The sequence below is a fragment of the Rhodospirillaceae bacterium genome, assembly GCA_018662005.1.
Lineage (GTDB): Bacteria > Pseudomonadota > Alphaproteobacteria > Rhodospirillales > JABHCV01 > JACNJU01.
This window is the reverse complement of sequence record JABJHA010000020.1, coordinates 49,621-61,219: the sequence shown is the minus strand read 5'-3', so window position 1 is coordinate 61,219 and position 11,599 is coordinate 49,621. Positions and strand designations below refer to the sequence as shown.

Sequence of the window (11,599 nt, the reverse complement as noted above, 5' to 3'; positions counted from 1 at the left end):
TCGTCGAATACCCCGACAGCTACCCGGCCGACGAACCCAATCGCCGCGCCCCCGATATCCGTAAAGCCAAACTGCAACTGGAATTCGCCCCTGCCGTCGATCTGGATGAAGGCCTGAAGCGTTTCCTCGACTGGGCCGACAAGGTCTACACGGGTGAACAGTAAGCCGATGTATGAAGGGGCGGACCTTGAAGCGCTGGCAACCCTGCACCGCTACCAGCGCTGGATCGTCGATACCTTCCAGCCATACATAAGCGGGCGGGCCGTTGAATTCGGGGCCGGGATCGGCAATATCTCGCAGCTTATCAGGCCGCTTGTCTCAACCCTTGATCTGGTCGAGCCCTCGGCCAATTTGGTCGCCCCCTTAAGCCAGCGCTTCGAAGGTGACACAGGGGTGGCGATCTTCGGGGAAGTCCTTGAAAGCCGCCTTCCGGCGATAGGCGATGAAACCTATGATTGCGTTGTTCTGGTTAATGTTCTTGAGCATATCGAGGATGATGGCGCGGCCCTTGAAGGGTTCTTCAAGATACTTAAACCCGGCGGCCATTTGTTGTTGTTCGTTCCGGCCCTGAAATTTCTTTACAGCGATCTGGACGCCCTGGTCGGGCATTTTCGTCGCTATCAACGCGGCCAGCTAAATGGCCGGGTCGCCAATGCGGGTTTTGAAATTGTCCGCTCGCGCTATTTTGATATCCTGGGTGTCGCCCCCTGGTGGCTGCTTAACAAGGTGATGGGGGCGACCGGGTTCAATCCGCTGCTTGTCAGTATTTACGACGCGGTTTTCACGCCGCTGTCGCGGGGGCTGGAAAGTATTGCGCCGCCGTCCTTTGGCAAGAACATCCTACTTATCGCAAAAAGGCCCAAAACATAAGGGCAGACGGTAGTTACCTGCCCGGCACCGGCCAGGACTTGATGACTCGCCATGTTCCCATGTCATCAATTTTAAGCAGGCATGAATTGCCCTTTGCAAGCTCTACTTTAAGAGTGCCGGTAACGCCGGGGGTCACCGAATGAACAAGAATGTGACTGTAACTGCCGGTTCCCACATGGCCTTTAAGAATTTCGAGATTGGGTTTCTGGAACAACCCGATAAAGTCCCGGAAAACGCCGGTCCCGCCCATTTCGTATCGAGTGATCATGCCCTATTCTCCTGACCCTTTCGGGTCGAGTACGCTCAGGCTGTCGCCAACCGATAACAGGTTGTTGACTTCCGCTCCGACCGCGCGGAAGTGGGGGATCGGCTGATGGCGGTCAAAACGCAGTTTGTTGGCGAAGATAAACGGCGCAGTCAGCAGCAGGACAATGGCCACCCAGGCCGACTTTTGTATGTTCGAACGTCCTTGACCATAGGTTTTCCAAGCCAGCCCCAGCCCGTAAGATGTGAACAGAACACCCAGCAGGCCCACTTGCATGTTGTATCACCAGTATGATGCGGCCCGCAGGGCGTCAAACTTTCCAAAGGTCGAGACATATGCGAACAGCAAGAACAGATTATGACCCAAGAACACCGCCGCGACGATGATAGCCAAGCGGTCAAATGGCGTGCGGAAATTGATCATGGCGGAGAAATTTCTTTCGTTTTTTCATGCTAGAAGCCCTATGAAAGTTGCCCAATGTTACTAATGAAACCCTGTGCCACCATGCAGAACTGTGTCGTACAGCTTGTTAAGGATATGGCAGGATATTTAGAGCTAGTGATCAACATGCGCGGCAATGCTTTTCTCGCCGTTTCCGGCGGACGAACACCAGAACATGTCTTTCCGCTACTTGCCAAGCAAGCTGTGGCTTGGGAAAAGGTATCAATCACCCTGGCCGATGAGCGTTGGGTCGACACGGAACATCCCGACAGTAACGAGCGGTTGGCGCGCCGTCTTCTCCTGCAAGGCCCGGCATCCCGGGCGCGCTTCGTCGGACTTAAAACAGATCATCAAAACCCCCTCGATGCCGAGGCGGATGTAGAAGCCGCGCTGACGACCTTGAATTGGCCACTGGACGCCCTTTTTCTGGGCATGGGCGAGGACGGACATATTGCCTCTTTGTTTCCCGACGAGAAAAACTGGTCTGATGTCCCCGGTCTGGCATTGGCCGTTGCCGATAGCGAGAAAAGACAACCCAGAATGAGCCTGACACCGGCGGCATTGTTAAACAGTCACCATATATTTGTTGTCATCAGCGGGCCTGAAAAGCGCGCAATCCTGGATGCCGCCATGAAGCCCGGTCCTGTTGGGGATTATCCGATCCGACTGGTTCTGCATCAGCAGCGGGTGCCGGTTACAATCTACGCCGTCGATTAAATCTTATGAAAGCGCCATTTTATTTGCGCACCGTCGCCATGTAAGGGGCCGGTGATAACAATTTGCTCGCAGCGACGGGGCTCACCATGACCGCTCAGATAAATACTCTCTTCCAAAGCGATGTTGCCGCCGGAGGCCTGAAACTGCCAACCGGCGCCACCGCCAAGTTTCAGCAACACGGCGGCACGGCCTTGCACTTGCGAGGCGTGAACCCCGGGGTGCAGGTGGAAGCGAACGCAAAAGGATTTTCCGCCCGAACCTTCGATAAGGTCTTCGCCCCTGAAATCTTCCCCTGACGCGTCCAGATAAAATTTACGACGATGAAGAACGCCAACATTTTTAATGTAACCATCGTGAGAGGTGTCGAGCCAGACAGCACCGTCAGCTTCGCGGCGCGTGCATTCCACGTTATTGGGGCCGCCCATCGGGGAACCATCGTCTTTAAACTGAATGGAGTCCATATCATCGGTCGATAATGTGGAATGGGCTGCGGTGGTTCGCATGGCGGCAAACCACCTTTCACCTTCTGTGCTGGCTGCCCCGCAGTTGACGACCAGTCGGTTTTTGCCAATGCTCATTTCAAAACTTAAAGTTCCGGCATGGGCGCACCGGGCATCGGATAGCTGTGGTTTTCCGGTATCGGCGATGATGACCGTTCGCCCTGAAGCAAGTCTTTGAAAGCCGCTATGGGGCGCACTGGTTAACGCCTTGCCGCGCACACCTGTCCCGGCAAGAACCGTATCAATGAGCGTGCGGTCTTCCTCGAAGCCACCGTTGAACAGGGCCAGTCCACCATCGCCATGACGCAGGGCGCGCAGCATTGGCGTTACCCTGTCGATGGCTCCCTGTAAATCGAGGGGCACTTCCTCATGGGCGTCCAGCAGCAACGCCCGAATTTGATTAAACCGTGACAGCACATCAAGCAGGCGTGAAGGATTGCGCTCACGATGGCCGCCGTCAGGGAAAATCTGGGCGCGGATTTCCTTTCCCAGCAAATCGAGCGAACTTTCAAGCATGGGTTCCGCGCCGGGCAGGCAGATGGCGGCGAAAATCAATCCCTGTATAGCCTTGAATTTGCGGGCATCACCCGGGGCCTGGGCGCAACTGCGTCCCAGGTGGCGGGCCTGGATCATGGCCATTTCAAGCAATACGGCTTTGGTGTTTTCATTGTCGGTGGTCAGAAATTCATAGAACGCCAGCCAGGCGCTTAAGCGTTCGCCAAGAATGTCGGGTCGCCACGACATCTCATGCCATTTTCGATTGTGCTCGACCCACCCGGTCAGCAGGGTTCCGGCCCGCGCCCGTGCTTCATCGCCACCGATGGCGAACAGGTCGGCCAGCCAGGAGAATCCATGCAGATCGGCCAACTGTCCCGGATCGTCCATGCCGACAACCCAGGGGTCCTGGCCCAAATGGGCACGGTGATGGGAAAGGGTAAAGGCGCCCTTTAAAATCCCCCGTCCGGCTTCCGGATCACCGAGCCTGTAAGCAGGCGGCGAAAACCGAAGGGTGTCTGGTGTGCGTCCCTTCAGGGTCAGTCCATAGAACGGGCTGGCATACAGCAAATTGCGCAGCGAACGAGAACCGCTGGCAGGTGTTCGTGATGATGCTGACCCTTGGTTTTTCAATGATGCCTCGTACACATTCAGGGTTACAGGCTAAGCCTGCTGATTGACAATTTTATGCAGCAACAACCGCAACCCGGTCCACAGTTTGCTCAAGGGTGTCAGCGCCTGCGGCATGGTCAGGGCGGCGGCGGCGAAAAAGGCTGCAACAACCAGGGCCCAAACGCGAAAGGTGCCTTGCTGATCGGACATGGTCAGTAATGGCAGCAGGGCGACAACGATAAAAACGATGGCAAGAACAATTCCAAGGGAACGTTCTGATCCTGCCGAGAAGGTTTCGGTCGGGTCCGAATTTTCGGGGCCAGGCTGCTTGTTTGTCATCTAACGGGTTTACTCTTGCGAGCCCGCGAAGTCAAAGCCCCAACACCTAACCACGAACAAGACGGGCAGCGAAAAATCCGTCCATGCCACCGTGTTCAGAAAGATGGTTAGGCAGGCTGCGCAAGACCCCTGCTCCGGTGATCAGTTCAGACAGGCCGCTAACGTCTTCAGCCATGATCGGGTCCAGCTTAAACGACGACTGCCCGGCAAGAATTTTCTCGATCAACTGCGGTCCTTCCTCGGGTTGCAGGGAGCAGGTGCAAAAAACCAGCCGCCCGCCCGGTTTCACCATCTCGAGAGCGGCCTCAAGCAGGCGATACTGGGCGTCGCTTAGGCTATCGACGTCCGATTGCTTTTTCAGGTAGGAGATGTCCGGGTGGCGACGAATGGTGCCGGTTGCCGAACACGGTGCGTCAAGCAGCACGGCGTCGACCTGTTCGTCAGGCTTCCACACGTTTGCATCGGCGCAAACCGTTTCGGCGCTAAAACCCAGTCGCGTCATGTTTTGTTGCAGTCGTTGCAGCCGTTTGGCGGAGCGCTCCACGGCTGTGACCCGGGCACCACGGGCCAGCAATTGCGCCGTTTTGCCGCCGGGTGCGGCGCAAAGATCAATGACGTGTTTACCCTTAACGTCACCCAGCAGCAGCGCTGGCAAGGTGGCGGCGGTGTCCTGCACCCACCAGGCGCCCTCATCAAATCCGGCAAGGGTGGTGACAATGCCACCTGTGGCAAGACGCAGTGATCCGGTCGGTAAAATTTCCCCTTGCAGGGATTTCACCCAGATGTCGGGATCACCTTTAAGGGTGATGTCCAAAGGCGGTTCGTTCAGATGGGCTTCGGCGATTTTTCGTCCTGTCGCCTTGCCGTATGTCCGCTGCCAGCTATCCCATAACCAATCCGGCGTATTCAGGCGTGCCGCGTCTTGGGCCCGGGTGAATTTTTCCCCCTCCCGGGTCAGCCTGCGCATAATCGCATTGACCAGTTTTTTATAGGGGGAAAGATCAATGGTATCGAGCAGCGAGACGGTGGTATCGACGGCGGCGTGGGCCGGGATGTTAAGGAAAAACAACTGGCAAATACCAAGCCTCAGAACATCACGAACGGCAACGGCGCGACGCGGCAGTGGACGTTCCAGGCAATGCCCGATGATGTCATCAATCTGACCCAGTCGGCGCAAGGTCGTGGCCGACAGGTTTCGGGCGAAAGCGCGCTCACGGGGCTCCAAGGCCGTAAAGCCCGAATGCCCCTCAAGGGTTTCGTCAAGGGGTCTGTGTCGCTTCAGGACCGAGCTTACAAGGTCGAGAGCGACGGAGCGTGTGGTCAGTGATGGAGTGGCCATGGCCCTTACATGACCTAAAGGCGTTGCTTGTGCAATGCCTGAGTGGTTCAATCGTCCAAAGAGTGCCCTTTTAAAAGTCGGACCCGATTGTTATGAGCGAAAAAAAGCCAGACCTCACAGAAGAAAATCCTGAAACGTCAGAACCTGAGCGCACGCAGAGTGATAAAAAAGCGCAAGGAAAAAAGGAGGCTGGCGGCCCGCAAGGACCGGAGCCAACCCGTTATGGTGACTGGGAACGTAAAGGTCGTTGTGTGGATTTTTAGAAATCCCGTAACGCGCCGAAAGTTTCTTTAGATTCTAACCCTTGCCCGAAGCCCGTAAGTACGGCATCTTTTTGCTATGGCGATAATGAAAGACATGATCGACTGGCTTGTCACGCCACCCAGCGACGGGGGTGGAAACGGTCAACCTATGTCCGCCAATCAATTTGTTCCCGCCCATCTCGCCCAGCAACCGGCGATAAGCGTTCTGGTTTGCGATTTTGATGGACCGAACGGTCGTGAAATCGGCCAACGGATGGTCAATGAACTGAGCACGCAACCCGGTGTTCTGGTTCGCCATTTATCGAAAAAACTGAAAGCCAGCGGCAAAGGAACCGTCGTTGAACGCCTGGTCAAGGCGGCCGAAACGGGTCGCAAGTGGTTGATTGATACGGACGCCGACATTTTGGTTTGGGGAGAAGCTTTGCCCCATGAGCAGGGCATAAAAATTCGCTTCCTTTGCGCCGTCGCCGATGCCGACACGCAGCCCGGAAGCGTCGGCCTTGGCGATGTTCTGGACCTGGCGGTCAATTACGATTCAGAAATGGCCAGCATTATTCATGCCGTCATCCTGGCCGCAATAGGTCCGCGCAAATCCAGCCCGCAACGCGAAGAATTGGCCGAATTGCTCAGCAACCCGGCTGACAAGCTGAATGGTCTTATCGAGACTCTGCCCGGAGCAATGGAAGAGAAGGCGCTGGCTTCGGTGATGACCGCCATCGGAAATGTCCTGGCTTCCATGTGGCGGTTGAAAGAAGAACCTGCTTACCTTGACCGGGCGATCAAGGCCTACAAGCTGGCGCTCGTACAAAGTTATGACAAGGAAAACCCGCTGAACTGGGCGTTGACACAAAATCAGCTTGCCGCCGCCCTGCAGGCCCAATCATCCCGTGACAAGCAGCCCGGGCCCCTAAAGGAAGCTGCGGAAGCCTACCTTGCGGTCGCCGCTGCACTCGGCGCTCATCTGCATGTAAATGACTGGGCTCTGGCGCAAATTCATTTGGGTGACGTACAGGTTAAATTATCGAATTTCGGTGATGCCGTTCAGCATCTTCAAAAGGCCAGCGAGGCCTATCAGCAAGCCCTTAAGGTGTTCACCCGCGAAACCGCCCCCGGCCCCTGGTCCGAATTGATGAACCAGCTGGGCATCGCCCTGATGCGCATGGGTGAAAATGTTTCTGCTGACAGGGTTATGGAGCAGTCGGCGGCTTGTTTCCGGAAATCCCTGGAAGTTCGCAGGCGAGAGATCGCACCTTTTTTGTGGGCCCAAACGGCGAACAATCTGGGCGCGGTGACATTTTCCCTGTACCGGCGAAATGAAAATACAACGGCCCTGCATGAAGCGGCGGCCTGCTTCAAAGGCGCCTCAGAAGTCTATTCCCAGTACGGTCGCCAGGACAAGGCGCTGGTTGCGCAACGCAACCTGGACAGAATTACGGAAATCCAGCAAGGCGGTTGAAGGCTTGATAAAAAAGGCGCGCCCTTTTTTTGCAAGAATTTCTTCGTCACACGGGTTTTTGTGACGACCATAATTCCACATGGAAAAAATGGTTTGACGTTGTTAAATGATGGCGATTGTCTAAACTGATATGGCGGTATCTAAAAGCATGGTGCTCAGGCACTAAAACAATAAAACGGGGAGAAGCAATCATGATTTCATTATTACGCACGACTGCTGTGGCTTCGGCTCTGGCAATCGGTCTCGCATTTTCCACACCCGTTCAGGCGGATGTGGAATCCCGGGATCCCATCATACTGACACTTCACGACTGGACCGGACAACTGATCACCACCCACATCATGGGCGAGGTTCTTAAAAAGGCCGGTTACAACATCGACTATGTGGTCGCCGATTATATTGCCCAGTTTGCGGGCCTTGAATCGGGTGATCTGCATGTTGCCATGGAAATGTGGGAAACCACCGGCAAGCAGGCGATGGACCAAAGCCTGGCCACGGGCAAGACTGTTGACCTGGGCGAAACCGGTATGGATGCCAAGGAAGAATGGTGGTACCCGCTGTATATGAAGGATCGGTGTCCGGGCCTTCCCGACTGGAAAGCCCTGAACAAGTGCGCCGAGGCGTTTTCGACACCTGAAACAGCCCCCAAGGGACGTTATCTGGGTGGCCCGGTTACCTGGGCCGGTTTTGATGACGAGCGGGTCGAAGCCCTGCACATGGATTATGAAGTTGTTCATGCCGGTACCGATGCGGCGTTATTTGCCGAGCTTGAATCAGCTTATGAGCGTAAGGCTCCTGTGTTGTTGTGGATTTATGCGCCACATTGGGCTGTCGCCAAGTTCAAAGGTGAATTTGTTGAATTCCCGACCTACACCGATGCCTGCTATGAAGACCCCAAGTGGGGCTCCAATCCGGACATGGCATACGACTGTGGCAAGCCATTCGGCTGGATCAAGAAAGTCGGCTGGAAAGCCGGTGAAAAGAAATGGCCGGGCGCCTACAAGGCTGTTCGCAACTTCCATGTGGATAACGCTGAAATGAGCGCCATGATCGTGGAAGCTGATCTTGAAGGAAAATCCGTTGACGATGTTGTCGCCAGCTGGATGAAGAAAAACGAAAGCCGTTGGAAAGCCTGGATCAAGTAGGGCCTTCAATCGTGTAAACGCAAGAGCGGCGGCCGGACAGGAAACTGTTCAGCCGCCGTTTCCGCCTCATTCGTTCAAGACAACGGTCGCTTAATGTCTTCTCAATCTGAAAAGCTTGTCTGTAATAATGTCTGGAAGATTTTCGGTGAAAATCCGAAAAGTTTTCTGGCCCGCCACGACGACGCTCCCAGCGCCGGGCAATTGGCCCAGGAAGGCTACATCGGGGCGGTTCGCGACGTCAGCCTGTCGGTAAAGGAAGGCGAAATTTTTATCATTATGGGCTTGTCCGGTTGTGGAAAGTCTACGCTCGTCAGGTGCATGAGTCGCCTGATCGAACCATCGGCGGGCGAGATTCTGTTTAACGGACAGGATCTCTTAAAAACCCGCGAAAAGGAACTGATCGATATTCGTCGTCACAAAATGGGTATGGTGTTTCAGCATTTTGCCTTGCTGCCGCATTTAAACGTTTTGGGAAATGTCGCTTTCCCGCTTGAGATTCAGGGCGTTGATCGACAGACACGCGAAGCCCGCGCGGCGGAGATCATTGAACTGGTCGGGCTGGTCGGTCGCGAAAATTATTATCCGCGCGAACTTTCTGGCGGCCAGCAACAGCGTGTTGGCATTGCTCGCAGCCTCGCGGTGGAGCCGGAGATCTGGTTCCTTGATGAGCCGTTCTCCGCCCTTGATCCGTTGATCCGCCGTGAAATGCAGGATGAATTTCTGCGCCTGCAAAGTGTTTTGCACAAAACCATCGTTTTCATTACCCATGATTTTGACGAGGCGATCCGCCTTGCCGATCGTATCGCCATTATGAATGGCGGCGAAATTATCCAGACCGGGACGCCCGAAGAACTTGTGCTTAATCCGGCAACTGAATACGTCTCGGAATTCACCCGCGGCATTCCCCGCGCCAAGGTGCTGTCGGCGGCCGCCATTATGGTTCCGGTTTCCGGCGACGCAGTTTCGGGGCAGGTAGCGATGGCGACAAAAATTGATGATCTGGCCGCCGACATGGTCAGTGCGGGTGGTCCACGGGCCGTCGTCAATGACAATGGTGTGGTGGTTGGTGAAATCACCCGCGATGCGGTGTTAGCCGTGCTTGTCGAAAAAGAAGGGCAGTTATGAATGGGCCCGCCGCCCTAAGCGTTCACCGCCCGCTGGGCGGCAATCCGTGGATTGTGGCCTGGGCTGTGGCGTTGGCACTGGTCGTCGTCGTTAGCCTGATTGGCAAGGATACGTTGCCCTGGGCCTTCAAGTTTCCCCGTCAATGGGTGATCCCGTTGAGTGTATGGATCAGCGATTTCACAAAATGGCTACTCAACGACTTTGATCTGGGGCTGTTTACTTTCAAGGAACTGACCCGCTCTATCGCCTGGGTTATTGAACAACCTTACTGGCTGGTCAGAAGTTTACTGTCGACGGGTTTCCTGCAGGGTCGCGGCTCGGACGCGGTTCTGGTTTTTCCGCGGCTGTCGTGGGTGGCCGTTATTTTCATCATTACCATGATGGGATACTACGCCAAGGACTGGAAACTGGCGTTGCTAGTCGCAGTCTGTTTTCTTTATCTCGCCGTCTTCGGGCAATGGGATAGCGCCATGGCGACATTGTCGTCGATCATTATCGCAGTGCCGTTCGGGGTCATGGGTGGATTGTTGCTTGGCATTGCAGGTTTTCGCTCGCCCCGCCTTGAACTGATTATCCGGCCAATCCTTGATCTGATGCAGACGGTGCCGGTGTTCGCTTATCTGGTGCCGATTCTTATCCTGTTCGGATTTGGCCCCGTTTCGGCGATGATCGCGACGATTATTTATGCACTGCCGCCAATGGTACGGATCACCATGCTGGCGCTTCGGCAGGTGCCATCGGAAATCACTGAATTCGGCTCCATGGCCGGCTGCAGTCCCCTTCAGTTATTGTGGAAAGTGCAAATTCCGGCGGCTAAGACAACCCTGATGGTGGGTGTTAACCAGGTTGTCATGATGTCGTTGAACATGGTCATTATCGCCTCCATGATCGGCGCCGGGGGACTTGGTTTTGATGTCCTCAGCGCGCTTCGCCGCCTGAAGATCGGCGAGGGGGTGGAGGCCGGGTTTGCAATTACATTGCTGGCGATTGCCCTTGATCGCCTGAGCCAGGCTTATGCTCACCGTCCGCCGCCCCTGCACGGGGCTGCGCGACAGGGATTTATTCGCCGCAACCCGAATTTGATTCTGGCGGTCTTCATTATCGCCGTGACATGGATGGTCGGGACTGCGATGACGTCCATGCAGACCTATCCGGAAGCCTGGCAAATAACCACAGGCGCCTTTTGGGGCGACTTGGTTCGGGCCATTAATATCAACTATTTCGATCAGCTCGACAGTTTCAAAAACTTCCTTCTGTTGAACCTGATGATTCCTTTCAAGCGCTTCCTGCTTGGCTTGCCGTGGCTCGCGGTTGTTGGGCTGGTGGCATTGGCAGGTTGGCAGTTGGGCGGCTGGCGGTTGTCATTGTTGACCGGGCTGCTGTCGCTGTTCATTGCTTATGTCGGGCTCTGGCCAAAATCGATGGTTACTGTTTACTTGTGCGGGATTTCGGTCCTGATCGCTTGTCTTATCGGCATTCCCATCGGCATTGCAGCGTCCCGAAATGATCGCTTGCACCGGATTGTTCAGGCGGTTATCGACACCCTGCAAACCCTGCCGTCATTTGTTTACCTGATGCCGGTGGTGATGCTGTTTCGGGTTGGTGACTTTGCCGCCATGCTTGCCGTTATCGCCTACGCACTGGTGCCGGCCATCCGGTATACCGATCACGGATTGCGACAGGTTCCGGCCCATTTGATCGAGGCCGCCCGCGCCACCGGTTGCACCCGCCGTCAGATATTGTGGAAGGTTCAGATGCCGCTGGCGTTACCGGAAATCATGCTTGGCGTAAACCAAACCATTATGATGGCGCTTTCAATGCTGGTTATCACGGCCCTGGTCGGGACCCGGGATCTTGGTCAGGAAGTCTATATTGCCCTGACCAAGGCTGATACCGGGCGTGGCCTTGTCGCCGGTGTCTGTGTCGCCTTTATCGCCATTATATCCGATCGCCTGATCAGCGCCTGGAGCAACCGGCGCAAGGCAGAATTGGGTTTGGAGTAGCATGATGACAGCACCCGCTATGTTGCACT

Annotated in this window: 14 protein-coding genes; 8 read left to right on the top strand and 6 right to left on the bottom strand. The window is 55.4% G+C overall.

The genetic code is table 11. The features are described 5' to 3' along the window. The coding region (locus HOL66_09800) for a nucleoside-diphosphate sugar epimerase (GenBank protein ID MBT5244529.1) at positions 1–164 on the top strand (164 nt) is incomplete at its 5' end. Next, positions 154–870 (top strand): class I SAM-dependent methyltransferase, encoded by a 717-nt coding sequence (locus HOL66_09795; GenBank protein ID MBT5244528.1) that lies wholly within the window; start codon positions 154–156, stop codon positions 868–870. The genes HOL66_09800 and HOL66_09795, both read left to right, overlap by 11 nt. A gap of 13 nt (positions 871–883) precedes the next feature. Here HOL66_09795 and HOL66_09790 read toward each other — a convergent pair whose 3' ends face one another. From HOL66_09790 to HOL66_09780, 3 genes are read right to left on the bottom strand one after another with little or no spacing between them, the layout of a single operon-like run. Beyond that, positions 884–1,138 (bottom strand): hypothetical protein, encoded by a 255-nt coding sequence (locus HOL66_09790; GenBank protein ID MBT5244527.1) that lies wholly within the window; start codon positions 1,136–1,138, stop codon positions 884–886. Between the two features lie 3 nt (positions 1,139–1,141). Beyond that, complete coding sequence (locus tag HOL66_09785; protein MBT5244526.1) at positions 1,142–1,411, bottom strand: hypothetical protein; 270 nt, start codon at positions 1,409–1,411, stop codon at positions 1,142–1,144. A 6-nt stretch (positions 1,412–1,417) separates the two neighbouring features. Next, on the bottom strand, positions 1,418–1,558 hold the full coding sequence (locus HOL66_09780; GenBank protein MBT5244525.1) for a hypothetical protein: 141 nt from the start codon (positions 1,556–1,558) through the stop codon (positions 1,418–1,420). Positions 1,559–1,612: 54 nt separating this feature from the next. Here HOL66_09780 and pgl point away from each other — a divergent pair, with 54 nt between their 5' ends. Next, positions 1,613–2,293, top strand: a complete 681-nt coding sequence (gene pgl, locus HOL66_09775) for a 6-phosphogluconolactonase (GenBank protein MBT5244524.1) — start codon at positions 1,613–1,615, stop codon at positions 2,291–2,293. Here the strand turns inward: pgl and HOL66_09770 are convergent. From HOL66_09770 to HOL66_09760, 3 genes are read right to left on the bottom strand one after another with little or no spacing between them, the layout of a single operon-like run. Next, positions 2,290–3,921 carry a hypothetical protein gene (locus tag HOL66_09770; protein ID MBT5244523.1) on the bottom strand — a complete coding sequence of 544 codons (1,632 nt, stop codon included), beginning with the start codon at positions 3,919–3,921 and terminating at the stop codon, positions 2,290–2,292. The genes pgl and HOL66_09770 overlap by 4 nt on opposite strands. Before the next feature lie 30 nt (positions 3,922–3,951). Then, a complete protein-coding gene (locus HOL66_09765) occupies positions 3,952–4,239 on the bottom strand; it encodes a hypothetical protein (GenBank protein ID MBT5244522.1) in 288 nt (95 codons plus the stop codon). Between the two features lie 46 nt (positions 4,240–4,285). Then, on the bottom strand, positions 4,286–5,578 hold the full coding sequence (locus HOL66_09760) for a methyltransferase domain-containing protein (protein ID MBT5244521.1): 1,293 nt from the start codon (positions 5,576–5,578) through the stop codon (positions 4,286–4,288). A gap of 92 nt (positions 5,579–5,670) precedes the next feature. Between HOL66_09760 and HOL66_09755 the strand changes: the two genes are divergently transcribed. The 5 genes from HOL66_09755 (at position 5,671) to HOL66_09735 (ending at position 11,570) form a co-directional block, all read left to right on the top strand. Beyond that, positions 5,671–5,841 carry a DUF1674 domain-containing protein gene (locus HOL66_09755; GenBank protein MBT5244520.1) on the top strand — a complete coding sequence of 57 codons (171 nt, stop codon included), beginning with the start codon at positions 5,671–5,673 and terminating at the stop codon, positions 5,839–5,841. Between the two features lie 85 nt (positions 5,842–5,926). Continuing rightward, positions 5,927–7,297: a hypothetical protein gene (locus HOL66_09750; GenBank protein MBT5244519.1), complete on the top strand. Its 1,371-nt coding sequence runs from the start codon at positions 5,927–5,929 to the stop codon at positions 7,295–7,297. Between the two features lie 191 nt (positions 7,298–7,488). Next, a complete protein-coding gene (locus tag HOL66_09745) occupies positions 7,489–8,442 on the top strand; it encodes an ABC transporter substrate-binding protein (GenBank protein MBT5244518.1) in 954 nt (317 codons plus the stop codon). Between the two features lie 93 nt (positions 8,443–8,535). Further along, positions 8,536–9,567, top strand: a complete 1,032-nt coding sequence (locus HOL66_09740; GenBank protein MBT5244517.1) for a betaine/proline/choline family ABC transporter ATP-binding protein — start codon at positions 8,536–8,538, stop codon at positions 9,565–9,567. Then, positions 9,564–11,570 carry an ABC transporter permease subunit gene (locus tag HOL66_09735; GenBank protein MBT5244516.1) on the top strand — a complete coding sequence of 669 codons (2,007 nt, stop codon included), beginning with the start codon at positions 9,564–9,566 and terminating at the stop codon, positions 11,568–11,570. The genes HOL66_09740 and HOL66_09735 overlap by 4 nt, the downstream gene beginning before the upstream one ends. Positions 11,571–11,599 lie beyond the last annotated feature (29 nt).

Coding starts and splice junctions, on each gene's coding strand:
- HOL66_09790 (MBT5244527.1), bottom strand. CDS start 1,138: ATGATCACTCGATACGAAATGGGCGGGACCGGCGTTTTCCGGGACTTT.
- HOL66_09785 (MBT5244526.1), bottom strand. CDS start 1,411: ATGCAAGTGGGCCTGCTGGGTGTTCTGTTCACATCTTACGGGCTGGGG.
- HOL66_09780 (MBT5244525.1), bottom strand. CDS start 1,558: ATGATCAATTTCCGCACGCCATTTGACCGCTTGGCTATCATCGTCGCG.
- pgl (MBT5244524.1), top strand. CDS start 1,613: ATGTTACTAATGAAACCCTGTGCCACCATGCAGAACTGTGTCGTACAG.
- HOL66_09765 (MBT5244522.1), bottom strand. CDS start 4,239: ATGACAAACAAGCAGCCTGGCCCCGAAAATTCGGACCCGACCGAAACC.
- HOL66_09760 (MBT5244521.1), bottom strand. CDS start 5,578: ATGGCCACTCCATCACTGACCACACGCTCCGTCGCTCTCGACCTTGTA.
- HOL66_09755 (MBT5244520.1), top strand. CDS start 5,671: ATGAGCGAAAAAAAGCCAGACCTCACAGAAGAAAATCCTGAAACGTCA.
- HOL66_09750 (MBT5244519.1), top strand. CDS start 5,927: ATGAAAGACATGATCGACTGGCTTGTCACGCCACCCAGCGACGGGGGT.
- HOL66_09745 (MBT5244518.1), top strand. CDS start 7,489: ATGATTTCATTATTACGCACGACTGCTGTGGCTTCGGCTCTGGCAATC.
- HOL66_09740 (MBT5244517.1), top strand. CDS start 8,536: ATGTCTTCTCAATCTGAAAAGCTTGTCTGTAATAATGTCTGGAAGATT.
- HOL66_09735 (MBT5244516.1), top strand. CDS start 9,564: ATGAATGGGCCCGCCGCCCTAAGCGTTCACCGCCCGCTGGGCGGCAAT.